This is a genomic window from Micromonospora sp. NPDC049101 (genome assembly GCF_040648675.1).
Classification (GTDB): Bacteria; Actinomycetota; Actinomycetes; order Mycobacteriales; family Micromonosporaceae; genus Micromonospora.
This window is the reverse complement of record NZ_JBEZED010000001.1, coordinates 145,953-168,222: the sequence shown is the minus strand read 5'-3', so window position 1 is coordinate 168,222 and position 22,270 is coordinate 145,953. Positions and strand designations below refer to the sequence as shown.

General features: G+C 72.7%; 17 protein-coding genes and 2 pseudogenes. 12 read left to right on the top strand and 7 right to left on the bottom strand.

The window, feature by feature from the left end; all coding sequences use genetic code 11:
* Positions 1 to 24: 24 nt before the first annotated feature.
* From AB0B57_RS00790 to AB0B57_RS00770, 5 genes are all read left to right on the top strand, one after another.
* Entirely contained in the window at positions 25 to 873 is an 849-nt protein-coding gene (locus tag AB0B57_RS00790; protein ID WP_357063541.1) for a S1 family peptidase, read from the top strand.
* A 96-nt stretch (positions 874 to 969) separates the two neighbouring features.
* Positions 970 to 1,995 (top strand): sugar kinase, encoded by a 1,026-nt coding sequence (locus AB0B57_RS00785; RefSeq protein ID WP_357063538.1) that lies wholly within the window; start codon positions 970 to 972, stop codon positions 1,993 to 1,995.
* 130 nt (positions 1,996 to 2,125) lie between these two features.
* Positions 2,126 to 2,743 carry a bifunctional 4-hydroxy-2-oxoglutarate aldolase/2-dehydro-3-deoxy-phosphogluconate aldolase gene (locus AB0B57_RS00780; protein ID WP_357063536.1) on the top strand — a complete coding sequence of 206 codons (618 nt, stop codon included), beginning with the start codon at positions 2,126 to 2,128 and terminating at the stop codon, positions 2,741 to 2,743.
* Positions 2,744 to 3,087: 344 nt separating this feature from the next.
* Positions 3,088 to 6,801: a S8 family serine peptidase gene (locus AB0B57_RS00775; protein WP_357063533.1), complete on the top strand. Its 3,714-nt coding sequence runs from the start codon at positions 3,088 to 3,090 to the stop codon at positions 6,799 to 6,801.
* A 141-nt stretch (positions 6,802 to 6,942) separates the two neighbouring features.
* On the top strand, positions 6,943 to 7,443 hold the full coding sequence (locus AB0B57_RS00770) for an anthrone oxygenase family protein (protein WP_357063531.1): 501 nt from the start codon (positions 6,943 to 6,945) through the stop codon (positions 7,441 to 7,443).
* 13 nt (positions 7,444 to 7,456) lie between these two features.
* On the opposite strand, the gene AB0B57_RS00765 is transcribed toward AB0B57_RS00770, so the two are convergent.
* Positions 7,457 to 7,957: a MarR family transcriptional regulator gene (locus tag AB0B57_RS00765; protein ID WP_357063528.1), complete on the bottom strand. Its 501-nt coding sequence runs from the start codon at positions 7,955 to 7,957 to the stop codon at positions 7,457 to 7,459.
* Between the two features lie 134 nt (positions 7,958 to 8,091).
* Between AB0B57_RS00765 and AB0B57_RS00760 the strand changes: the two genes are divergently transcribed.
* Positions 8,092 to 8,652 (top strand): NAD(P)H-dependent oxidoreductase, encoded by a 561-nt coding sequence (locus AB0B57_RS00760; RefSeq protein WP_357063525.1) that lies wholly within the window; start codon positions 8,092 to 8,094, stop codon positions 8,650 to 8,652.
* Positions 8,653 to 8,726: 74 nt separating this feature from the next.
* On the opposite strand, the gene AB0B57_RS00755 is transcribed toward AB0B57_RS00760, so the two are convergent.
* Positions 8,727 to 9,665, bottom strand: a complete 939-nt coding sequence (locus AB0B57_RS00755; RefSeq protein ID WP_357063520.1) for an SDR family NAD(P)-dependent oxidoreductase — start codon at positions 9,663 to 9,665, stop codon at positions 8,727 to 8,729.
* A 119-nt stretch (positions 9,666 to 9,784) separates the two neighbouring features.
* Here AB0B57_RS00755 and AB0B57_RS00750 point away from each other — a divergent pair, with 119 nt between their 5' ends.
* Positions 9,785 to 10,690, top strand: coding sequence for a LysR family transcriptional regulator (locus tag AB0B57_RS00750; RefSeq protein ID WP_357063518.1), 906 nt, complete (start codon positions 9,785 to 9,787; stop codon positions 10,688 to 10,690).
* Positions 10,691 to 10,767: 77 nt separating this feature from the next.
* On the top strand, positions 10,768 to 12,072 hold the full coding sequence (locus AB0B57_RS00745; protein WP_357063516.1) for an MFS transporter: 1,305 nt from the start codon (positions 10,768 to 10,770) through the stop codon (positions 12,070 to 12,072).
* Positions 12,073 to 12,108: 36 nt separating this feature from the next.
* On the opposite strand, the gene AB0B57_RS00740 is transcribed toward AB0B57_RS00745, so the two are convergent.
* Genes AB0B57_RS00740 through AB0B57_RS00730 form a run of 3 tightly spaced genes read right to left on the bottom strand, consistent with a single transcriptional unit; the run spans position 12,109 to position 14,728 of the window.
* Positions 12,109 to 12,594 carry a GNAT family N-acetyltransferase gene (locus tag AB0B57_RS00740; RefSeq protein WP_357063513.1) on the bottom strand — a complete coding sequence of 162 codons (486 nt, stop codon included), beginning with the start codon at positions 12,592 to 12,594 and terminating at the stop codon, positions 12,109 to 12,111.
* Positions 12,595 to 12,641: 47 nt separating this feature from the next.
* Positions 12,642 to 13,658 carry an aminoglycoside phosphotransferase family protein gene (locus AB0B57_RS00735; protein ID WP_357063509.1) on the bottom strand — a complete coding sequence of 339 codons (1,017 nt, stop codon included), beginning with the start codon at positions 13,656 to 13,658 and terminating at the stop codon, positions 12,642 to 12,644.
* Positions 13,655 to 14,728, bottom strand: a complete 1,074-nt coding sequence (locus AB0B57_RS00730) for a LacI family DNA-binding transcriptional regulator (RefSeq protein ID WP_357063507.1) — start codon at positions 14,726 to 14,728, stop codon at positions 13,655 to 13,657. The genes AB0B57_RS00735 and AB0B57_RS00730 overlap by 4 nt, the downstream gene beginning before the upstream one ends.
* 114 nt (positions 14,729 to 14,842) lie before the next feature.
* Here AB0B57_RS00730 and AB0B57_RS00725 point away from each other — a divergent pair, with 114 nt between their 5' ends.
* From AB0B57_RS00725 to AB0B57_RS00715, 3 genes are read left to right on the top strand one after another with little or no spacing between them, the layout of a single operon-like run.
* A complete protein-coding gene (locus tag AB0B57_RS00725; RefSeq protein ID WP_357063504.1) occupies positions 14,843 to 15,994 on the top strand; it encodes a Gfo/Idh/MocA family oxidoreductase in 1,152 nt (383 codons plus the stop codon).
* Positions 15,991 to 17,142, top strand: coding sequence for a dihydrodipicolinate synthase family protein (locus AB0B57_RS00720; protein ID WP_357063501.1), 1,152 nt, complete (start codon positions 15,991 to 15,993; stop codon positions 17,140 to 17,142). The genes AB0B57_RS00725 and AB0B57_RS00720 overlap by 4 nt, the downstream gene beginning before the upstream one ends.
* A complete protein-coding gene (locus AB0B57_RS00715; RefSeq protein ID WP_357063499.1) occupies positions 17,139 to 17,942 on the top strand; it encodes a sugar phosphate isomerase/epimerase in 804 nt (267 codons plus the stop codon). The genes AB0B57_RS00720 and AB0B57_RS00715 overlap by 4 nt, the downstream gene beginning before the upstream one ends.
* Positions 17,943 to 18,197: 255 nt before the next feature.
* Here AB0B57_RS00715 and AB0B57_RS00710 read toward each other — a convergent pair.
* Positions 18,198 to 18,371: pseudogene (locus AB0B57_RS00710) on the bottom strand (thiamine pyrophosphate-binding protein); the annotation flags it as partial.
* Positions 18,372 to 18,555: 184 nt separating this feature from the next.
* Positions 18,556 to 18,861: pseudogene (locus AB0B57_RS00705) on the bottom strand (GntR family transcriptional regulator); the annotation flags it as partial.
* A 231-nt stretch (positions 18,862 to 19,092) separates the two neighbouring features.
* Here AB0B57_RS00705 and AB0B57_RS00700 point away from each other — a divergent pair.
* Positions 19,093 to 22,161, top strand: a complete 3,069-nt coding sequence (locus tag AB0B57_RS00700) for a S8 family serine peptidase (RefSeq protein ID WP_357063497.1) — start codon at positions 19,093 to 19,095, stop codon at positions 22,159 to 22,161.
* Positions 22,162 to 22,270: the final 109 nt, after the last annotated feature.

Below are 22,270 nucleotides of genomic sequence, written 5' to 3'. Positions count from 1 at the left end.
TGCTCGATTCTCGCGGAGGCTCGGATGCGCCGCTCCCCGCTCGTCGCCCTCGTCCTGACCACCCTCCTGCTCGTCACGCCCAGCACGGCGCGGGCCGCCGTCCCGGACCGGGCCGCCGACGCGGCGGCCACCCTGACCGGGGTACGCACCGCGGGCACCGCCTGGGGGCTCGACCCCGCCACCGGCCGGATGACCCTCACCGTCGACGACACCGTGGCCCCCGGCGAGCTGGCCGCGTTGCGGACGACAGCCGACCGGGCCGGCGTGCTGCTGCGCCGCGAACCCGGAACGTTGCGCCCCCTGATCGCCGGTGGGCAGGGCATCTACGGCGGTGGCGCGCGCTGCTCGCTCGGCGCGAACGCGCGCAGCGGCAGCACCTACTACGTGATCACCGCCGGGCACTGCACCACCACCGCCGCCACCTGGTACGCCGACAGCGCGCAGACCACCGTGCTCGGCACCCGCACCGCCACCAGCTACCCCACCAACGACTACGGGCTGATCCGCTACACCGGGCGGATCGCCCACCCGAGCGCGGTCTACACGTACCCCGGTCTGCTGACCATCAACGGTCCCGGCACCGCGTACATCGGTCAGGCGGTGTGCCGCAGCGGCAGCACCACCGGCGTGCGCTGCGGCACCGTCACCGGTCTGAACCAGACCGTCAACTACGCCACCGGCGTGATCTACGGCCTGATCCGCACCAACATCTGCGCCGAGCCGGGCGACAGCGGCGGTCCGCTCTACGTGGCCTCCACCGGCACCATCCTCGGCATCCTCTCCGGTGGCAGCGGCAACTGCACCTCCGGCGGCACCACCTACTACCAGCCGATCGGGGAGGTGCTGGCCGCGTACGGGCTGACGTTGCCCTGACCGGCGAGGTGTGACGTATGACGGGTTGCCCGTCTCGCGCCCGAACACCTAGGCTCGGCGGCGCCCAGGATCCCCGCCGCGAGGACGTGTGCCCCGATGCCGACCGACTCCCCACCTGACGACGCGACCGTCCCGGCGGGCCCCGCGCCGATCGAGGTGGCCGCGGTCGGGGAGACGATGGTGGTGCTCTGTCCCGCGCCGGGTGAGCCGTTGGAGCATGCCGACCGGGTCGCCGTCTCGGTCGGCGGCGCGGAATCCAACGTGGCCGGCTACCTGGCGCGGCTGGGGCACCGGGCGGCCTGGGTGAGCCGGGTCGGCGACGACCCCTTCGGCCGGGCCGTCGTCCGGCACGTCGCCGCGACCGGCGTCCGTGTCGACCAGGTCAGCGTGGACCCGGCCGCCCCCACCGGCCTGTACGTCAAGGACCCGGGCCCGGAGGGCACCGCCGTGCACTACTACCGGGCGGGCTCGGCGGCCTCCCGGATGGATCCGGGCACGCTCGCCGCCCCGGGTCTGGCCGGTGCCCGTGTGCTGCACCTGTCCGGCATCACGCCGGTGCTCTCCGCGTCCTGCCGGGCGCTTGTCGAGCACGCCGTGACGGACCGGCCGCTGGCGGGGGCACTTGTCAGCTTCGACGTCAACCACCGGGGCCGGTTGTGGCCCGCCGAGCAGGCCGCTGGGGTGCTGCGCGACCTGGCCGACCGCAGCGACCTGGTCTTCGTCGGGCAGGACGAGGCGGAGACGCTGTGGGGCACCGCCGACCCGCTGGCCGTACGCCGGCTGTTGCCCGGGCCGGAGACGGTGGTGGTCAAGGATGGCGCGGTGGGCGCCACCGCACTGCGCCGGGACGCCGAGCCGATCTTCGTGTCCGCGCCCCTGGTGACGGTGGTGGAGCCGGTCGGCGCCGGAGACGCGTTCGCGGCCGGCTACCTGGCGGGGCTGCTGCGCGGCCTCGACCCCGTGCGCCGCCTGCGCCTCGGGCACCTCGTCGCCGCACAGGCGTTGACCAGCAGCGGCGACAACGCCCCGATCCCGCCGTGGGCCTGGTTCGAGCGGCTGGTCGACGCCCCCGTCGAGGCCTGGTCGCCGCTCGATCTGACCGGCGCCCTGGCGACGACCTGAGTCAGGCCGTCGCCGTCCGACCGGGCCAGGTGCGGCGGTCGATCGGGCCAGGTCGAAGGCCGGCGGGGCCCGGTCGGCGGTCGACGGCCAGTAGGCAACAGATTCACCGCGATCTCGGATGGAGTGCACCATGACCACAGCAGACTTCGAGCACATCTTCGGCAACGCCCGGGTGATGGCGATCCTGCGCGGCCTGCCGGTCGCCGAGACCGTCCGGCTCGCCGAGCGTGCCTGGGACCTCGGCATCGACGTGGTGGAGGTGCCGGTGGCCACCCCGGACGCCGTACCGTCGCTGCGCGCCGCCGTCGAGGCGGGCACCGCGCGCGGCCGGATCGTGGGCGCGGGCACCGTGCTCGACGTCGAGCAGGTCGCCGCTGCCGCCGACGCGGGCGCCCAGTTCACCGTGGCGCCCGGCCTGGACCTCGCGATCGCCGACGCGGCCGCCGCGCGTGGTCTGCCGCACCTGCCCGGCGTGGCCACCCCCACCGAGGCCCAGCAGGCGCTGCGGCACGGCCTCACCTGGCTCAAGGCGTTCCCCGCGATCTCGCTCGGGCCGGCCTGGTTCAAGGCGATGGCCGGCCCGCTGCCGCAGCTGCGCTTCGTCGCGACCGGCGGCCTGGACGCCAGCAACGCCGGCGCGTTCCTCCAGGCCGGCGTACGGGTGGCGGCCGTCGGCTCAGCCCTGTCCGACCCGACCCAACTGGACCGGCTAGCCGCCCTGCTAACCCTCCAGTCCCCAACGCCCTAACGCCCCCCACCGCCCCCCACCGCCCCCCCACCGCCCCCCACCGCCCCCCACCGCGCCCCCACCGCCTCCCGCCCGCCCCCGCGTCGGCGGTGCGGGCGGTTGATCATGAGGTTATTGTCACGACACGCCGCGACGGGCGGCTATAACTCCATGATCAACGGAGAGGGGGCGGGGAGGGGCGGGGGCGGGGAGGGGAGGGGCGGGGAGGGGCGGGGAGGGTGGGGTGGGTGGGTTGGTGGCGGGTTTGTGCCATGGCGTAAGTGCGTCGGGGGTTGGTGGGGGTCGGGGGTGGGTGTTGCGTCGATGCTGTGCGGCGTACCACTTCTCGACGCAAAGAGGTCATCTTGGCTCTGTCTCGCCGGCGTCGCCGATCCGGGCTGATCGCCCTCGGCACCGCCCTCACCCTGGCGGCCGGGTTCACCCCACCCGCCGCGGGGGCGTCCGTCGCCCCGCCGAACACCCCCGACCGACCGGCCGGCCTTCCCCCGGCGGCCGCCGGACGGGCGGCCACCGTCACGCTGATCACCGGTGACACGGTCACGGTGACCACCGCGGCGGACGGCAGCACCGTGTCGACCGTGCGCCGCCCGGACGGCAGTACGCCGACCTTCCACCGCACCGTGCGCGACGGCGACACGTACGTCTACCCGGACACCGCGCTGTCGTACGTCACCAGCGGTGTGCTGGACCGGCAACTGTTCAACGTCACCGACCTGATCGCCGACGGCTACGACGACGCCCACACCGACACGTTGCCGCTGATCGTCACGATGACCGACGCGGCGGCCCGCGCCCGCACCCGTCCCACTGTGGACGGTGCCGAGCTGGTCCGCCCGCTCGACAGCGTGCAGGGCGCCGCGTTGACGCGCCAGCGCGCCACCGCCGACCGGTTCTGGACCGCTCTCACCGCCGGCACCGCCCGGCGTACGGGTGCCGTCCCGACCCTCGCCAACGGCATCGCCAAGGTCTGGTTGGACGGTCGGGTGCACGCCGACCTGGCCCAGTCCACCGCGCAGATCGGCGCCCCGGCGGTCTGGGCCGAGGGCAACACCGCCGCCGGTGTCGACGTCGCGGTCCTGGACTCCGGCGCCGACGCCGAGCACCCGGACCTCGCCGGTCAGATCGCCACGTCGAGCAGTTTCGTGCCGACGGAGCCCGACATCCTCGACTACAAGGGCCACGGTACGCACGTCGCCTCGACGATCGCCGGTAGCGGTGCGGCGTCCGGCGGGGTCGAGCGGGGCGTCGCCCCCGGCGCCCGGCTGCACATCGGCAAGGTGCTCAACAGCGAGGGCAGCGGGCAGGACTCCTGGATCATCGCCGGCATGGAGTGGGCGGCCCGCGAGCAGAAGGCCCGGGTCGTCAGCATGAGCCTGGGCGGTGAGGCCACCGACGGCAGTGACCCGATGAGCCAGGCGGTCGACCGGCTCAGCGCCGAGACCGGCGCGCTGTTCGTGATCGCCGCCGGTAACGGCGGGCCGAACAGCATCGGCAGCCCGGGTGCGGCGAACTCCGCGCTGACGGTGGGCGCCGTCGACTCCACCGACCACCTCGCCGAGTTCTCCAGCCAGGGGCCCCGTGCCGGCGACGGCGGGCTCAAGCCCGAGATCACCGCACCCGGCGTGGACATCCTGGCGGCCCGTTCCCACTACGTACGCGGTGGCTCCGGGGACTACACGCTGATGAGCGGCACGTCGATGGCCACCCCGCACGTGGCCGGCACGGCGGCGCTGGTTGCCGCCGCGCACCCGGACTGGACCGGTCAGCGCATCAAGGAGGCGCTGGTCAGCACGGTCAAGGCCACTGCCGAGTACACCCCGTACCAGGCGGGTGCCGGTCGGGTCGACGCGGTCGCGGCCACGCGGGCCACCGTCTTCGCCACCCCGAGCGCCTACTCCGGCTTCCAGGCCTGGCCGCAGCAGCCGGGGATGACAGTCGACCGGACGGTCACCTACACCAACCTCGGCGGCGCGCCGATCACGCTGAAGCTGGCCCTCGACGCGACCGCCGCGCCGGCCGGCCTCTTCGCTCTCTCCGCCGACCGGGTCACCGTGCCCGCCGGGGGCACCGCCACGGTGACGCTGAGGGCCGCGTACGACAAGCTGCCGGCGGAGAAGCAGGTCAGCGGCATGATCGTCGCCACTGACGAGGCCGGCGTGATCCGCGGCCGTACCCTCGTCGGCGCCGGCAAGGAGGGCCAGCGGCAGAACCTGACGCTCGTCGCCAAGGACCGGGACGGCAAGCCGCTCGCCGGCAAGGTCATCCTCACCACCGACGGGCTGTTCAGCGCCGTGGACCTGCCCGAGAGCGGCACCGCCACGCTGCGGCTGCCGGTGGCGAGTTGGACCGGCTGGATCTCCGCGGACGTGCGCGGCGCGCACGGGCCACGTTCCAAGGGCATGGCGATGCTCAGCTTCACCGACGTCAACCTGGACCGCGACCGCACCGTCACCCTGGACGCGCGGGAGGCCCGACAGGTGCGGGCCGCGGTGCCACAGGAGGCCACCGCCACCTCGCTGCGGATGGACATCCACCGGTCCACCGCGAACGGCCTCACCGAGAGTCAGGTGCTGCCCAACGACTCGTACGACAGCATGTGGGCCCTGCCGACGACCCGCAGGGTCACCGACGGCGAGTTCGAGTTCGGTGCCCGGTGGCGGCTCGAACAGCCGGCGTTGACGATCTCCGCGGCCGGCCGCACGTACGACGATCTGCTGGTGAAGCGGGCGACCCCGGCGCTGCCGGCCGGTCGTCGCCAGCTGGACGCGGTCTACGTCGCCGACACCTCGGCGGCCGGGCTGGCCAAGCGGCCGGTCCGGGATCGGGCGGTGGTGGTCCGGCGCAGCGACACAGTGGACATCGCCACCCAGGCGCGGCTCGTCGCGGCGGCCGGCGCGAAGCTGCTGCTGGTGGTCAACGACGGCGTCGGTCGGCTGGACCCCTGGGACGAGACGCCGTGGAGCCCGGAGAGCCCGGCCCCGGTGACCGTGGCGACGCTCGGTGCCGACGAGGGCGACCAGCTCATCGCGGCGCTGGAGCGCGGCCCGGTGCGGCTGTCCGCCGAGTCGCACCCGGAGACCACCTACCTGTACGACCTGGCACACCACTGGACGGGCACGGTGCCGGCCGACCCCACCTACCGGCCCGCGAAGCGGGACCTGGCCCGGGTCGACGTGGAGTTCCGCAACTACCGGCAGGGCAAGGCGCTGGAGTTCCGCACCGACGTCTGGAAGGGCATGGCCTCGGGCAACCAGGAGACCGTCCCGGCCCAGGGCCGGCGCACCGACTGGGTGACCGCCGGCGAGCGGTGGATCGACGACGCGTACATCGTCGGCGAGACGGGTCAGCACCTGATGGAGGTGGCCAGCTACCCGGCCGGCCGGTCGAGCACCGTCGAGTGGTTCGGGCCGATCCAGCGGCCCCGGATGGGCGGGGGCTATGTGCCGGTGCGTTACCTGGACACCCTGTACCTACCCGCGCCCGGCTGGGGCGACGGGGGTGGCCACATCGGTGAGGCGCGCGCCAACTACGACATGGTCAACCGGACCACCCTCTACCAGGGCGACAAGGAGCTGAACTGGGGCAACGCCGAATACCTCCAGGTCTCCGGGCTGGCCGCGCAGCGGCTGCCGTACCGGCTGGTGGTGCAGAACGACCGGGCCGCCTGGACCAACCCGTACTCCCGGCAGACCCGCACCGAGTGGGGCTTCACCTCGGCCGCCACCGGCGTGGAGTCGTCGGAGGTGCTGCCGATGATCCAGCTGGACTACCAGGTGGCCATCGACTCCGCGGGCCGGGCGTCGCGGCGGGCACCGCTGACCGTGGTCGCCTCCCACCTGCCCGGCGTCCGGGGCACGGTCGGCGCGGTCACCGTCGAGGTGTCCTACGACGACGGGGCGAGCTGGCAGCAGCAGCGCCTGACCCGGCACGGGGACGGCTGGCGTACCGCGCTGGCGGCACCGGCCCGGGCCGGCTTCGTGAGTCTGCGCACCACCGCGCGTGACGCCGCGGGCAACACCGTGAGCCAGAGCATCACCCGGGCGTTCGGCCTGCGCTGACGCTCTGGCTGGCCGTCGGTCGGGGTGCCGCGCGCATCCCGGCCGGCGGCCGGTCCGCGTCGGTCCCCGTTTCGCGGTGTACGCGTCGGAGCCGGGCCCGACGTCTGGTCAGGACGCGCGCCAGCGGGTGCAATGGGGCCCATGGGATTCCTGAGTACCGCGAGCCTGTTCGTCGCCACCCTGACCACCGGCCTGACCGCCGGGCTGTTCGCCGCCTTCGCGTACGCGGTCATGCCGGGCCTGGGCCGCAGCGACGACCGGACGCTGGTGCTCGCCATGCAACGGATCAACGAGTCCATCCTCAACGGGTGGTTCGCCGTCTGCTTCGGGGGAGCGTTGCTGTTCACGCTGCTGGCGGCGGCGCTGCACCTGGGCGCCGAACGTCGGCCGGCGTTGCCGTGGATCGGTGCCGCGCTGCTGGTGTACCTGGTGGTGCTCGGCGTCACCGCCGTGGTCAACGTGCCGCTGAACAACACGCTGGCCCGCGCCGGCGACGTCGACCGGGTCACCGACCTCGCGGCCGTGCGGCAGCGCTTCGAGACCACCTGGGTACGCGGCAACGTGGTCCGGGCGGTCGCCTCGACCGGCGCCTTCGGGCTGCTGGCGTGGGCGCTGGTCGAGGCTGCCCGGCTGCCCGGCTGAACCCGTTGTCGGCTCAGTCGGCCGTCTCGGTCGTCGCGGCCGTGCCGGTCGTCTCGGCCGTGCCGGCCCGCTGGAACGCGCGGGCCAGCTGCTCGAGGTCGAAGCCCTCGAAGTGCTGGAGGAACCGGCGGCGTACGGCGGCCAGGTGACTGGGCCAGGACTCCGCCAGGCGGGCGAACCCGCTGTCGGTGAGGACCGCGTTCCAGCCGCGGGCGTCCTCCTCGCAGCGTTCCCGCCGGACCAGGCCCTGGGTCTCCAGCCGGATGATGGTGCGGGTCATGCCGCTGAGCGAGAGGTGGCAGGCCGAGGCGAGCTCGTTCATCCGCATCCGCCGGCCCGGCACCTCGGATAGGTTCATCAGGGCGGTGTATTCGGTGAGCGGCAACTGACGGTCTCCGACCATGTCGGTGTCGATCGCGCGGGGCAGCACGTGCATCACCTGGCCCAGGGCGCGGACCAGGGCCTCCTCGTCGGGGTTGAGGGGTTGCAGCGGTTCTGCGGCGGGGTTGGACATCCTCATATCTTAGTTGCTTGATTGAGCAATTGCTTGCACGGAGTGTGAGCGTGGCCATAGCCAGTTCATTTGCTTGACCGAGCAATCACTGGTTAGCGTCGTGCCGTCAGCCAGTCCCTAGGAAAGGCGCCACCATGACCAGGATCGGGATCATCCTCGGAAGCACCCGCCCGGGGCGTAACGGTGAAGCCGTCGCCCGCTGGGTGCTCGAGATCGCCAAGCAGCGCTCCGACGCGGAGTACGAGCTGATCGACCTGCTCGACTACCAGCTGCCGCACCTCGACGAGGCGTACCCGCCCTCGATGGGCCAGTACACCCAGCCGCACACGCTGCGGTGGGCCGAGACGATCGCCTCGTACGACGGGTTCATCATCGTCACCCCCGAGTACAACCACTCGACCTCGGGTGCCCTGAAGAACGCGATCGACTTCCTGTACGCCGAGTGGAACAACAAGGCCGTCGGCTTCGTCAGCTACGGCTCGGTCGGCGGGACGCGCGCCGTGGAGCACCTGCGGTTGATCTCCGGTGAGCTCCAGATGGCCGACGTGCGGTCGCAGGTCGCGCTGTCGCTCTTCACCGACTTCGAGAACTTCAGCGTCTTCAAGCCCAACCAGTTCCACCAGGACGCGCTGACCACCACCCTCGACCAGGTGGTCGCCTGGAGCACCGCGCTCGCGCCGCTGCGCCAGGCCTGATCGTTTCGCGCACCACCGGAGACGGCCGCGGGATCACTCCCGCGGCCGTCTTCGTCTGCCCGTTCCCCGGCCGGTCAGCCACGCCCGACGTCGGCGAGCAGGTCGAGCGAGACCTGCCACAGCCGCGCCGCCGCCACCGGGTCGGTCGCGTGCTCGGCGACACCCCGCAGCGGTGTCTGCGGGCTGTGCCGCTCGGCCTGGTCGCAGTCCTCGAAGTAGCGGCCGCCGACGCCCTCCAGCCCCGGCCAGGCGGCGAGCAGCACCGACGTCGCGGCCCCCTGCTCGGGGGTCTTGAAGTCGAATGCCGGAAGCCCCGCGTAGTCCTCCTCGGTGAGGTGCCGTCCCAGATTCGTGGTGACCGCGCCCGGGTTGGCCGCGTTGACAGTGATGCCGTCGTCGGCCCAGCGCCTGTTCGCCTCGACCGCGAACAGGGCGGTGGCGGTCTTCGACTCGCCGTAGGCCAGCATTCGGTCGTAGCGGCGTCCGCGGAAGTTGACGTCCTCGAAGACCATCGGCGCCTGCACGTGGGCGATGGAACTGAGCGACACCACGCGGGCCCGGCCGGCCGCCGCGAGCGCCCGGCGCAGCCCGGTGGCGAGCGTGAAGTGGCCGAGATGGTTCGTGGCGAACTGCAACTCCCAGCCCTCGGGTGTGCGTGTCTCGGGGGTCGCCGACACCCCGGCGTTGTTGACCAGGATGTGTAGGGGTCCCTCCCAGGCCGAGACGAAGGCCGCGATCGACTGCTGGTCGGACAGGTCCAACTGGGCGACCCGGATCGACCGGTTCGCCACGGTGGCCCCGATGTCCTCCGCTGTCCGCTCGCCGGCCCGCACGTCGCGTACCGCGAGGGTCACCTCGGCGCCCGCGGCCGCGAGGGCCCGGGCCGTCTCCACGCCGATGCCCGACGAGGCGCCGGTGACGATGGCACGCTGCCCGGTGAGGTCGACACCGGCCACGACGTCACGGGCGGTGGAGCGGGCGTCGAAAGGCGTGGTGAGGCGTGTTGCACTCATGATCGAATTCCCTCTCGCGTGTGTCGTTGGGTGGCCGATACCGGCTCCCGAACGATCGTGCGTGCAGGTCTGCCGAGACGGCCAACACACGCTTGCTGCCCTGGCTACAGTCTGTCCCTGTGGCCACCCCTGAGCTGCGGCAACTGCGGTATTTCCTGGTCCTCGCGGAGGAACTGAGCTTCACCCGGGCCTCCGCTCGCCTGATGATCGCCCAGCAGTCGCTGTCCCAGCAGATCACCGCCCTGGAACGCACGCTCGGGGTGAAGCTGTTCGATCGCGACTCCCGCGGCACCACCCTGACCGACGTCGGCGCCCTGTTCGTGCCGGAGGCGCGCGCCGTGACGGACCGCGCCGACGAGGCCGTCGCCGTCGTGGCACGAGCCCAGCGGGGCGAGGTCGGCAGCCTGCGCCTCGCCTTCCTGACCACCGTCGCCAACCACCTCCTGCCGCCGGTGGTCCGCGCCGTGCACCGCCACCTTCCCGATCTTGACCTGGCCACCGAGTCCACCGGCATCGCAGCCCTGGTGCAGGGTGTGCTCGGCGGCCACTACGACGTCGCCTTCACCCGGACCCCGCTGGTCCCGGGCCTGGCGTCGCGGCGGCTGACCACCGAACCGGTGTGCGCGGTGCTGCCCGAGGGCCACCCGCTCGCCGACCGCGCCGAGTTGAGGCTCGCCGACCTGGCGGACGAACCGTGGGTGCTGACGCCGCGCAGTTCCTGGGAACCCTGGCACCGCACCTTCGACGAGCAGTTCCGGGAAGCGGGGTTCGTGCCGAACGTCGTCCAGGAGGACGCCAGCGTGCAGAGCCTCCTCGGCCTGGTCGCCGCCGGCGTCGGCGTCACCCGGCTCGCCAGCTCGGCGGCCAGCCTCCGCCGCACCGGCGTGGTGTTCGTTCCGCTGACCGGTGCCCACGCCCATACCGAGATGGTGTGGCTGCCGGGCCGCACCGCGCCCGCCCTGCACCGACTCCTGGACGTGGTCACCGACCTCGCCGCCACGACCGACCTCACCACGACCGGCTGACGGCGGGCCGCCCGGGAGATCGATGTGACGCCGGCTACGGCCCGCGTCGGCCGCTCGCGCCGACTACTGTCGTCGCGATGAGCCGAGCTGCCACCGCTGCCCGGTCTCCGCTGTGGCGGGACCGCACCTTCGGCACCTACTGGATCGCGCAGTCGCTCTCCGCGGCCGGCGACTCCTTCGCCTACCTGGCGGTGCCGCTGCTGGTGCTCCAGGCCACCGGGTCGGTGGCGCGGATGGGCCTGCTCACCGCCGTCGCCGGCGCGGCGTCCGTCGTCGCCGGGATCTTCGGCGGGGTGCTGGTCGACAGGTACGACCGCCGCACCCTGATGATCGTGGCGGACCTGGCCCGGTTGGTGCTCTACGGCCTGGTGCCACTGGCCTGGCTCGCCGGCCCGCAGGTCTGGCTGCTCTTCGTCGTGCTGCCGATCTGCGAGGCGGCCGGCATGGTGTTCCAGGTCGCGGCGGTGACCGCGGTCCGCAACCTCGTCGACTCCGACCGGATCACCGAGGCCAACGGCCGGTTGCAGGCGACGTACGCGGCGGCGGCCGTCCTCGGGCCGCTGTTGGCCGGCGTGGTGTCGGCCCGCTTCGGCCCGGCGCTCGCCATCGCCGTCAACGCGGCGAGCTTCGCTCTCTCGGCAGCCGGTCTGTGGCTGATCCGCCTGCGACCCGCGCCCGCCGACACCGCCGCACCGGCGACCCGGGAGCGGCCGCTGGCCGAGTTCCTGGCCGGGGCGCGGTTCCTGTGGCGGCAGCCCGTGCTCCGCGCGCTGACCGTCCTGCTGTCGGTCTTCATCTTCCTGACCTACGGCTTCACCGACGTGCTGATCTACCACGTCACCCACGATCTCGGCGGCTCCGAGGGCACCGTCGGCACGGTGCTCGGCCTGGCCGCGCTGGGCACGGTCGCCGGCGCACTGTTGGTGGCCCCACTCCGCCGCCGGCGCGGCTTCGGCGCGACCTGGATCGGCGCGCACTCGGTCTGCGGGTTCGCGGTGACGGGCGTCGGCCTCGCGACGAACGTGCCGGCGGTCACCGCCCTGACCGCGGTGTACCTGTGCTGCCTGAGCATCGGCGGGATCTGTTCGATGTCGCTGCGCCAGGAGATCACCCCCGATCACCTGCTCGGCCGGGTCACCTCGGCGTTCTGGAGCACGCACTACGCCCTCGGGCCGATCGGCGCGGCCACGCTGACCTGGGCCGCCGGCCGGTACGGCGTCCAGGCGGTCACGCTCGCTGCCGGAGCGGGATGCCTGCTGGTCGCGGTCGGCGGTCTCTTCACCCCGGTCCGCCGCGCCGGCTCCGAGGCGCGTCGTCCGCCGACCGCAGTCGTGCCGGGCACGGCCGGTCAGCCACCGGCGGACCATCCCTCGGCGGCGTGAGGTGGAGCGGTTCGGGCGTCGGCGAGACGCCGCCCGTCAGAACTCCTGGTACATGACGTGTAGACCGACCCGGCCGAGGGTGGGGTGGCGGAACGCGCCGGGCACGGTGCCGACCACCGTGAAACCCTCCCGCCGGTACAGCTCGACCGCTGAGCTGTTGCTCTCCACCACGGCGTTGAACTGCATGCCGGCGTACCCCTGAAGGCGCGCCCAGGTCAGGGCGTGGCGGCACAGCGCGGTGCCCACGCCCCGGCCCCGGGCGGCGGCGGCGACCAGGAAGCTCGCGGTGGACACGTGCGCGCCCGGCCCGGGTCGGTTGGTGCCCATCTTCGCGGTGCCGAGCACCCGCTCGCCGTCGACCGCGACGACGGTCCGGCCCGGCGGCGCCTCCGCCCACATGGCGTACGCCTGCTCGGTGGTCATCGCCGGGTCGTAGGGGAAGGTCTCCTGGGCCCGGATCACCTCCTCGACGATCGGCCACACCTGCGACCAGTCCTCCGCCACGAACTCCCGAATCCGCACGCCGAGCAGGCTACGAGCGGCGAACCGGCCGGACAACGGGATTTCGGTCAGCGCGCGAGCGCGTCGAGCTCCGCGTCCAGCAACGTCGCGAGCCGAGCGTGCCGCTGCGGATGGCTGCGCGGGGTCATGCCACGGCTGGGCATCTCCACGGTCATCAGCAGGTACAGGTGCAGTCGGTAGAGGCCGAGCCGTCGGCGCGCCGAGGCGTCCAGCGCCAGCGGTGTGCCGGCGGCGTCGCGGTAGCCGCGCAGCAGCGGATGCTCCGGCTCGTCCTCGACGCGCCGGAAGAGCAGCGGCGAGACCAGGTCCAGCAGCGGGTCGCCGTAGAGGAACCGTTCGCCGTCGACCAGGCCGCGCAGCCGAAGCCGACCCTGCGCATCGGGCGCGGCCAGCACGTTGCCGTCCCAGCAGTCGAAGTGCAGCAGCGCCGGCCGGTCCACCTCGTCCAGCACGTCGGCGTGCCGTCCCACCAGCTCGTGCAGGCGGTCCGGGGTCACCGGCAGCCGCACCTTCCAGTCGGTCGCGTCGGCGAGCAGCGCGTCGAGCATCGCCGTGAACGCCACAGGCCAGGTCGGCCCGCCGGCCCGGTCGCCGTCGTACCCGAACCGGTCGCCGGTGACCCGGTGCACCGCGGCGAGGGCCACCCCGAGGTCGTACCGTGCCGGGCCGTCGTCGACCGCGACGCCGCCCGCGGCCAGGTCGGACAGCGACCGGCCGGGCAGCAACGTGGTGACCAACCACTCGCCGTACGCGGGGTCGGTGCCGTGCCGCAACACCGGGGGTACGGGCACCCGCGGGGCGTGTTCCGCGACGAGGCGGAAGTAGCGGGCCTCGGCGGCACAGAGCCCTCGTTCGTAGCGCAGCAGCGGCGTCCCGGCCGGTGGGGCGAGCTTCAGCACCACCCGGCGGTCGTCGTCGAGCCGCGCCCACCAGACCGTCGCGTATCCGCCGCCGGCCAACGGCCCGGCGTCCCGGACCCGGGTGTGCGGCCCGAGCGACGCGCGGACCAGGTACGCCACGTCGTCGCGGGTGAGCGGACGCTGCGTCGGGCTGATGCCGGTCACGAGACGGTGTCACCCCGTCGAGCGCGCGGCGCGAAGCCGGCGGTGACGCGGACGGCGGGCGGGACGGGACCGGCGCTGTCCCTGCGGACCAGCTCGGCGGGGAGCACCTCGACTCGGGGGGTCGGCACCTCCGCGGCGAGCACCAGGGACATCGCCCGGACTCCCATGTCGACAAGGGGCAGTCGCACGGTGGTCAGCGCCGGGGTCACGTCCCGGGCGATCGGCATGTCGTCGAAACCCACCACCGAGACCTGCCGCGGCACCGCCAGCCCACGTGCGCGCAGGGTGGCGAGCGCGCCGATGGCCATCGAGTCGTTGAGCGCCGCGATCGCGGTCAGCTCCGGGTCGGCGTCGAGCAGTCGAGCGGTCGCCTCCGCGCCGCCGTCGCGGTCGAACTCGGCGTACCGGATGCGCCGCTCCGGCAGGTCACGACCCTGCTCGGTGAGGGCCTGGCGGAGGCCGGCCAGCCGGTCGGTGGTGGTGGTCAGGATGCGGGGGCCGGCGACCACGCCGATCGCCCGGTGCCCCAGCCCGCACAGCTCCCGTCCGGCGAGGTAGCCACCGGCCCGATTGTCCGGCATCACCGCGTCGCCGGAGTGCTCGTGTCGACCGATCACGACCACCCGCCCGCCCGTGGCCTCGTACGCGGCGAGCTTCTCGTTGAGCTGCCGGGTGAACGCCTCGTCGTGGTAGCCGGAGCCGGCCAGGATCAGCGCCGCGACCTGGTGACCGCGCAGCAGCTCCACGTACTCCAGCTCGCGGTCCGGGTCCCGGTAGCTGTTGCAGATCATCAGCAGTCGGCCCTGGTCGGTGGCGACGCGTTGCAGCCCACGGGTGATCTCGGCGAAGTACGGGTCGGAGACGTCGTGCACGATCACGCCGACCGCGCTGCGGTGCGAGCGGGCCAGCAGTTGCGCGTGCGCGTTCGGCACGTACTGCAACTCGGCGACGGCGGCGAGCACCCGCTCGCGCAGCTCGTCGGTGACCGGCTTGCTGCTGGCGTTGATGACGCGGGAGGCGGTGGCGGGTGAGACGCCCGCCCGGCGGGCCACATCGGACAGGGTCGCCATGGCCCGCCCCCTCGATCTGTTGACGGCGTTTCCTCGTGCCGGCTAGCGTCACGGTACCGCAGAGAAAGCCCTTTCCCGCAGGGAGGCACGACCAGCACGACGGAAGGAACACCCATGACCCGCAGGTCGATCGGCATCATCGTCAACGGCGTGACCGGACGGATGGGCTACCGGCAGCACCTCGTCCGCTCGCTGCTGGCCATCCGCGAGGCCGGCGGTGTGACGACGGCCGACGGCACGACCATCTGGCCGGAACCGGTCCTGGTCGGGCGCAACGAGACGAAGCTCCGGGAGCTCGCCGATCGGCACGGGCTGACCGACTGGACGACCGACCTGACCTCGGCGCTGGCCCGCGACGACGTCGAGATCTACTTCGACGCCCAGGTCACCCAGCAGCGGGAGAAGGCGATCCGGCGGGCCATCGAGGCCGGCAAGCACATCTACACCGAGAAGCCCCTCGCCGAGGACACCGCCGCCGCGCTCGACCTGGCCCGGGCCGCCGACGCGGCCGGCCTGCGCACCGGTGTCGTGCAGGACAAACTCTTCCTGCCCGGCCTGCGCAAGCTCAAGCGCCTCGTCGACGGCGGCTTCTTCGGCCGGATCCTCTCGGTGCGCGGCGAGTTCGGCTACTGGGTCTTCGAGGGTGACTGGCAGCCCGCCCAACGTCCGTCGTGGAACTACCGGGCCGAGGACGGCGGCGGCATCGTCGTCGACATGTTCCCGCACTGGCACTACGTGTTGGAGGAGCTGTTCGGCCGGGTCGCCGCCGTCTCCTGCGTGACCGCCACCCACGTGCCCGAGCGGGTCGACGAGGCCGGTCAGGTCTATCCGGCCACCGCCGACGACGCCGCGTACGCCGTCTTCGAACTCGACGGCGGCATCATCGCGCAGATCAACTCGTCCTGGGGCGTGCGGGTGTACCGCGACGAGCTGGTGGAGTTCCAGGTCGACGGCACCGAGGGCAGCGCGGTGGCCGGGTTGCGCAACTGCCGGGTGCAGCACCGGGCGGTCACCCCGAAGCCGGTGTGGAACCCGGACCTGCCGGCCACCGAGGACTTCCGGGCACAGTGGGCCGAGGTGCCCGACAACGAGGAGTTCGACAACGGCTTCAAGGTGCAGTGGGAGGCGTACCTGCGGCACGTCGTGGCCGGCGAGCCGTTCCGGTGGGACTTCCTGGCCGGCGCACGGGGCGTGCAGCTCGCCGAGTTGGGGCTGCGCTCGGCCCGCGAGGGCCGTCGAGTCGAGGTGCCGGAGCTGTTCGGATGAGGGCCGAGGTCGTGCTGCCGGGCGGGCGGCGGCACCGGCTGGCCGGTGGCAGTGGCTTCGCCCGCCCGGCCGCTCCGGCGCGGACCCGGATCGCGTACGCCGCCGCACACGTGGTCGCCAACCCGGCCGCGGAGAACGTGCCGGGCGCCCCGGCCTCGGTGGACTGGCACACCACACTCGCGTTCCGGCGGCACCTCTGGTCGTACGGGCTGGGCGTCGCCGAGGCGATGGACACCGCCCAGCGGGGGATGGGGCTGGACTATCCGGCCACCCGGGAGTTGATCCGCCGCAGCGCCGCCGAGGCCCGTGCGGTGGGTGGTCGGATCGTCGCCGGCGTCGGCACGGATCAGCTGCCACCGGGCCGGGCCACCCTGGCGGCGGTCACCGCCGCGTACACCGAGCAGCTCGCCGACGTCCGCGCGGCCGGCGCCCGGCCGGTGTTGATGTGCAGCCGGCACCTGGCCGCCGCCGCCCGCGGCCCCGAGGACTACCTGCGGGTGTACGACGCGCTGCTGAGCGCCACCGACGGGCCGGTGGTGTTGCACTGGCTGGGCCCGATGTTCGACCCGGCGTTGACCGGCTACTGGGGTGCGGTCGACCTGGACGCCGCCGCCGACACGGTCACCGAGCTGATCAAGGCGCAAGAGTCGAAGGTGGACGGCATCAAGGTGTCGCTGCTCGACGCCGGCCGGGAGGTCGCGCTGCGCCGCCGGCTGCCCGCCGGGGTGCGCCTCTACACCGGTGACGACTTCCACTACCCGGAGCTGATCCGGGGCGACGAGGTGGGGCACTCCGACGCCCTGCTCGGGGTGTTCGCGGCCATCGCACCGGCCGCCGCCGCCGCGTTGGCCGCCCTGGACCGGGGCGACCTGGCGGCGTACGCCGAGATCTTCGCGCCGACTGTCCCGCTGGCCCGGCACCTGTTCGCGGCACCGACCTGGCACTACAAGACGGGGATCGTGTTCCTGGCCTGGCTGGCCGGGCATCAGGACCACTTCACGATGGTCGGCGGGGCGCAGTCCGGCCGGTCCCCGGCGCACCTGGCGACCCTGCTCATCCTGGCCGACCGGGCGGGGTTGTTACCGGACGCCGACCTGGCCGCCGCCCGCGCGCGGGCGTTCTTCGCGGTGGCGGGTGTGGCTCAGTGAGCCTCGCGCGCTTCTCGTTCAATCAGGCCACCGCCCAGCACTGGCCCCTGCCCGACGTGGTGTCCGGCTGCGTCGCCGCCGGGGTGCCGGGCATCGGGCTGTGGCGCGAGCCGGTCGCGGAGCACGGGCTGGCCCGGTCGGCGAAGCTGGTCCGCGACGCCGGTCTCACCGTCACCTCGCTGTGCCGGGGCGGGTTCTTCTGCGCCGACGACTGGTTGGCGGAGAATCTGCGTGCCATCGAGGAGGCGGCCACCCTCGGTGCCCCCGAGTTGGTGCTGGTCTCCGGTGGGCTGGCGCCGGGCAGCCGGGACATCGACGGCGCCCGCCGTCGGGTCGACAACGCCATCGGCGAGCTGGCACCGCACGCCGAGGCCGCCGGGGTACGGCTGGCCATCGAGCCGCTGCACCCGATGTTCGCCGCCGACCGCTGCGTGATCGCCAGCCTGGGCCAGGCGCTGGACATCGCCGAACGGTTCGACCCGACGGTGGTCGGTGTGGTCGTGGACGCGTACCACGTCTGGTGGGACGACACGGTGTACGCGCAGATCCAGCGGGCCGGGCCACGGATCGCCGCGTTCCAGGTCTGCGACTGGGTGACGCCGCTGCCGGAGGGGGTGCTGCTGGGCCGGGCGCTGCCCGGTGACGGGTGCATCGAGTTGCGTCGGTTGCGCGAGGCGGTGGACGCGGCCGGGTATGACGGCCCGATCGAGGTGGAGGTCTTCTCCGCCGAGGTGTGGGCGCGGCCCGGCGCGGAGGTGCTGGACGCGGCGATCACCGGTTACCTGGACCACGTCGTCTGAGCCGCTCGAACGGCGGTGACCGCTATCGAGCCATGGCGGGGCTGACGTGATCAGCGCGCTGCCAAGAAGGCACTGAGGCGTGCGGACGAGGTCGCTGTCGCGCTGGCGACGGGGCCCAGCCGAGGCTGATTACCCACTGAGCGGCGTGGCCGGCCAAGAGGAGTGGGCATCCTGCTGGCCGCCTTTGCTCTGCACCCGCGGATGCGACGGCTACGGTCCGTGACTGGCGCCTATAGGGGTGCAGAGCAAAGGCGGTCAGGAGCAGTCCTCGGCGCTGTGCGCTGGTGTTCGCTCAGGCGATCGTCTCTGACAGTTGTGCAAGTTCGTCAGGCCGTACGCGAGCCCGGGCCCGAGATGCAGCAGCGTCGCGGCGGGTTTGTCCACGGTCCGGGCGTAACCGTCGGCCGCCCTGGCGGCCCGTGACGCGCCCTCGGAACGGCAGTGATCGGGCCGTCAGCGGCCTCCCGCCGGAACGGGAGCAGGCTCGGTAGTTGTGAGGTCGGTGCGGTCGAACACGCCGGGCATGACGTCGGGGTCGAACCGGCGCAGGTACTCGGCCGATGCGGGGATCGTCCAGCGGGGCCGGCGCGCTGACGGCCTCGCCGTGGCGAACCCACACCTCCTGGCTGCTTGCCGAAGGGAACGAGTATCCGGTTGCCTGCTCGTTGCGCTTGACCAGGTCACCGCGTGGTCGACGTGGGCGCATGGTGCCGTACCGAACGGCGATGCCGCGCCCCTGGACGGCCCACACGTAGCCCTCTGTCTCCAGCAGGGCGATGGCTCGGCCGACGGTGTCGCGGTTGGCGTCGTACTCGGCGGCGAGATCGTTGAGGGTTGGAAGCCGCGCACCCGGCGCCCACTCTCCGGCCTCGATCCGCTCCCGAAGCATGGACGCGATGTTCAGGTAGCGCGAGTGCACCGGCACGGTCGCTCCCTTCCCGAGGCTTTGCCCAGGTGTTCGCCCTGCTCCGGGGGCATCGGGAAAACTTGATCTAGGCGCGGCCGACAGATCGTGATCTTATACGCACCGGCGATCCGTAACACCGTGCAAACCGTCGATTAACCGTCGGCGGCTTAGGTGGGGGAGCGCTCCCATGAGCGGGTCGCGATCGAGGAACAGCTCCACAAGGGAGCCATTGAAAGGAGCCTCGTGGCTACAGGCACGAGCGGAAACAGGCTGCGGAGACTGGCGATACCGTCGCTGGTCGTCGCGCTGATCACCGGTACCACAGGTGTTGCGGGACCGGCGTCGGCGGCCCCAGCGGGCAGCGGCACCAGCTACTTCACCGCTGGGCACGACAAGAAGGTCACCCTGACCGACGGGGCTGATCGCCGACCCGGCGGCCGGAACGCGGCCAGCCAACGGGCCGCGGTGGACGAGACCGGTTCGGGCATGTACGTCGTCGAGCTGGCCGAGGACCCGCTGACCGCGTACACCGGCGGTGTGGCCGGGCTGGCGCGGACCCGTCCGGAGGCCGGCAGCCGGCTGGACGCGACGTCGTCGCCCTCGCGGGCGTACCGCGGACACCTCGACGCGCAGCGCAAGGCCGTCGCGGACGCCGCTGGCGTCACGGTCAAGGCGGCGTACACCGCCGCCTTCAACGGGTTCTCGGCGAAGCTCACCGCGCGGCAGGCGACCACCCTGCGGGCGGACAAGCGGGTCCGCGCGGTGACCGCCGCGCGGGCCCTCGGCACCCCGACGCCGCCGCCCACCGCGCCGTCGCCGACCGCCCCGAGCGCCGGTGCCCCGGCCGCCACCGCTCCGGCCGCGCCGGAGCGCGCCCCGGCGGGAGGTCCCGCCGGCAAACCGGTCAAGCCTGGCCCCGGTACCGGCGCGGGCATGGTGATCGGTGTCCTGGACACCGGCATCTGGCCGGAGAGCGAGTCGTTCGCCAAGAAGATGCCGGCCCCCTCGACCTGGCACGGCACCTGCCAGACCGGTGTGGCCTTCGTGGCCGAGCACTGCAACGGCAAGATCGTCGGAGCCCGGTACTTCGCCGACACGTGGCTCGCGGACGGCGGCTCGGTGCCCGGCGGTGAGGTGCTGTCCCCCCGTGACATGTCCGGGCACGGCACGCACACCGCCTCCACGGCCGCCGGTCTGCCGATTCCGAACGTCACGATCGACGGTCGGCGCTTCGGCCCCGTCTCCGGGGTGGCGCCGGACGCCCAGATCGCCGTCTACAAGGTGCTCTGGGGCGGCATGGGCTACGACGCCGACATCATCGCCGGCATCGACGCCGCCGTCGCCGACGGCGTGCAGGTGCTGAACTTCTCGATCGGCAGCGAGCTGGGTGACTGGGAGGCCAACACCCCCATCGGCACCGCCTTCCTCAACGCCACGTTGGCGGGAGTCTTCGTGGCGGCGTCGGCCGGCAACACCGGCATCGTGAGCGGGGCGATCAGCAACGCGGCACCCTGGGTGACCACGGTCGGCGCGGCGGTGACGAACCTCGACGAGGCCACCGTCAAGCTGGGCGACGGCACGAAGCTCGTGGGCGGCTCACTGGACGCACTGCCCGGCGGCGCCTCGCGGTCGATGGTCTTCGGCGAGCAGGCCGGTACGCCGGATCTGGGTGCGGTCTACTGCGAACCGGGCAGCCTCGACCCCGCCAAGATCAAGGGCAAGGTCGTCGCCTGCGCGCTGTCCGACATGTTCGGTTCCGCCGCCGAGATCAAGGCCAAGGGCGGAGCGGCGATGGTGGTGTTCGACCCGGTCGGCAACTACCGGATCAACTCCATCTTCAACTTCCCGGTCGTCTACCTGCCGACCGAGAAGCAGGCCGGCACGCTGTTCAACTACCTGATGCGCCACCCCACCGACGCGACGGTGTCCCTGCGCACCGGCGGTGACGGCTCCAGCGTCCCGGGCATGCCCAGCGTCGCGGACTTCTCCTCCACCGGCCCGGACAGCGTGGCCGTCGGCGTCGTCAAGCCAGACCTGGTCGCGCCGGGTTCGGACATCATCGCCGCGGTCTCACCGGCGGGCAACTTCGGGCGGGCGTACGACGCGTACTCCGGCACCTCGATGGCCTCACCGTACGTAGCCGGCGCGGCCGCCGTTCTGCGTGCCACGCATCCGACCTGGTCCCCGGGCCGGGTCGCCTCGGCGCTGCGCACCACCGCCACCGACACGGTCGGCACCAGCAGCCCCCTGGACCAGGGCAGCGGTTTCATCAACCTGGCCGGGGCCACCGATCCCGGGCTGGTCATCGAGCCGACCGCGGCCGACCTGGTCGCCTTCAGCGAGACGGCCGTGCCGGACGGCAAGGAGCTCAACCTGCCGGGCATCTCGCTGCGCGAGTACGACGGGACCCGCCCGGTGACACTCACCCGCACCCTGACCAACGTGGGCAAGGAGCGGGAGACCTACCGCTCGTCGGTGTCCGGCCTGAAGGGCATGAAGGTCACCGTGTCGCCGGCATCGGTGACGGTGGCGCCCGGCAAGTCCGCGACCGTGACCATCACGCTGCGTCGCGGCAGCGCGCCCTGGGACCGGTACGTGACCGGGTCGATCGGCTGGCGCGGCAAGGCCCACAGTGCCCGGATCCCGGTCACCGCCCGTCCGTGGGGCATCATGCCCCGACCGTACGGTGACGACGGGGAGGAGTTCGGCCGGATGACCAGCGGTGCGTCCGGCCTGGTCCAGCCCGGCTTCAGCGGACCGCTCGCCGGTCGCAGCACCGGTTACACGCCGATGCAGCGTGCGTCGTACTCGATCCCGGCGGGTGTCTACGGCGGCGTGTTCGACCCGAAGGCCGCTGGCGTGAAGAAGTTCGACTTCACCGTGCCGGCGAACACCGCGGGCATCATGGTCGAGACCAACACCGACGACCCGAACACCAACCTGGACCTCTACCTGTACCGGGGCGACACCCTGGTCTACAGCAGTGACAGGTACTGGACCAGCACGGAGCAGGCGTACAAGTTCCTGCCCGAGCCGGGGCGCTACACCGCGTACGTGTTCGCACAGTACCCCGGCGGCCCGGTCGTCGACTTCCAGTTCGGTCACGCCATCATCGGCCGCAACGCGAAGTACACGGGTGCCACGCTGACGCTTCCCCACACGGTGGAGCGCGGCTCGTCGCAGCAGTTCAACCTCAAGCCGAACAAGCCGCTGCCCGCTGGCGACTTCTGGGCGTACACCGAGTACAGCAGCACCAACGGAACGGTCATCCCCGGCAACCTCGTCTACACCCAGCAGAGTGCCTGGGAGTAACGGGTAGCTGAGCGTGGGGCGGTGCCGAGCGCACCGCCCCACGGTCCTTTCCGGCACCCGGCCCACCGGTTAGGTCATGACGTACGCCGGCCGGCGTCGGTCACTCATT

Bases quoted from the DNA above. Each gene is read 5' to 3' on its own strand.
- AB0B57_RS00790 (WP_357063541.1), top strand. From the start codon at position 25: ATGCGCCGCTCCCCGCTCGTCGCCCTCGTCCTGACCACCCTCCTGCTC.
- AB0B57_RS00785 (WP_357063538.1), top strand. From the start codon at position 970: ATGCCGACCGACTCCCCACCTGACGACGCGACCGTCCCGGCGGGCCCC.
- AB0B57_RS00780 (WP_357063536.1), top strand. From the start codon at position 2,126: ATGACCACAGCAGACTTCGAGCACATCTTCGGCAACGCCCGGGTGATG.
- AB0B57_RS00770 (WP_357063531.1), top strand. From the start codon at position 6,943: ATGGGATTCCTGAGTACCGCGAGCCTGTTCGTCGCCACCCTGACCACC.
- AB0B57_RS00765 (WP_357063528.1), bottom strand. From the start codon at position 7,957: ATGTCCAACCCCGCCGCAGAACCGCTGCAACCCCTCAACCCCGACGAG.
- AB0B57_RS00760 (WP_357063525.1), top strand. From the start codon at position 8,092: ATGACCAGGATCGGGATCATCCTCGGAAGCACCCGCCCGGGGCGTAAC.
- AB0B57_RS00755 (WP_357063520.1), bottom strand. From the start codon at position 9,665: ATGAGTGCAACACGCCTCACCACGCCTTTCGACGCCCGCTCCACCGCC.
- AB0B57_RS00745 (WP_357063516.1), top strand. From the start codon at position 10,768: ATGAGCCGAGCTGCCACCGCTGCCCGGTCTCCGCTGTGGCGGGACCGC.
- AB0B57_RS00730 (WP_357063507.1), bottom strand. From the start codon at position 14,728: ATGGCGACCCTGTCCGATGTGGCCCGCCGGGCGGGCGTCTCACCCGCC.
- AB0B57_RS00725 (WP_357063504.1), top strand. From the start codon at position 14,843: ATGACCCGCAGGTCGATCGGCATCATCGTCAACGGCGTGACCGGACGG.
- AB0B57_RS00720 (WP_357063501.1), top strand. From the start codon at position 15,991: ATGAGGGCCGAGGTCGTGCTGCCGGGCGGGCGGCGGCACCGGCTGGCC.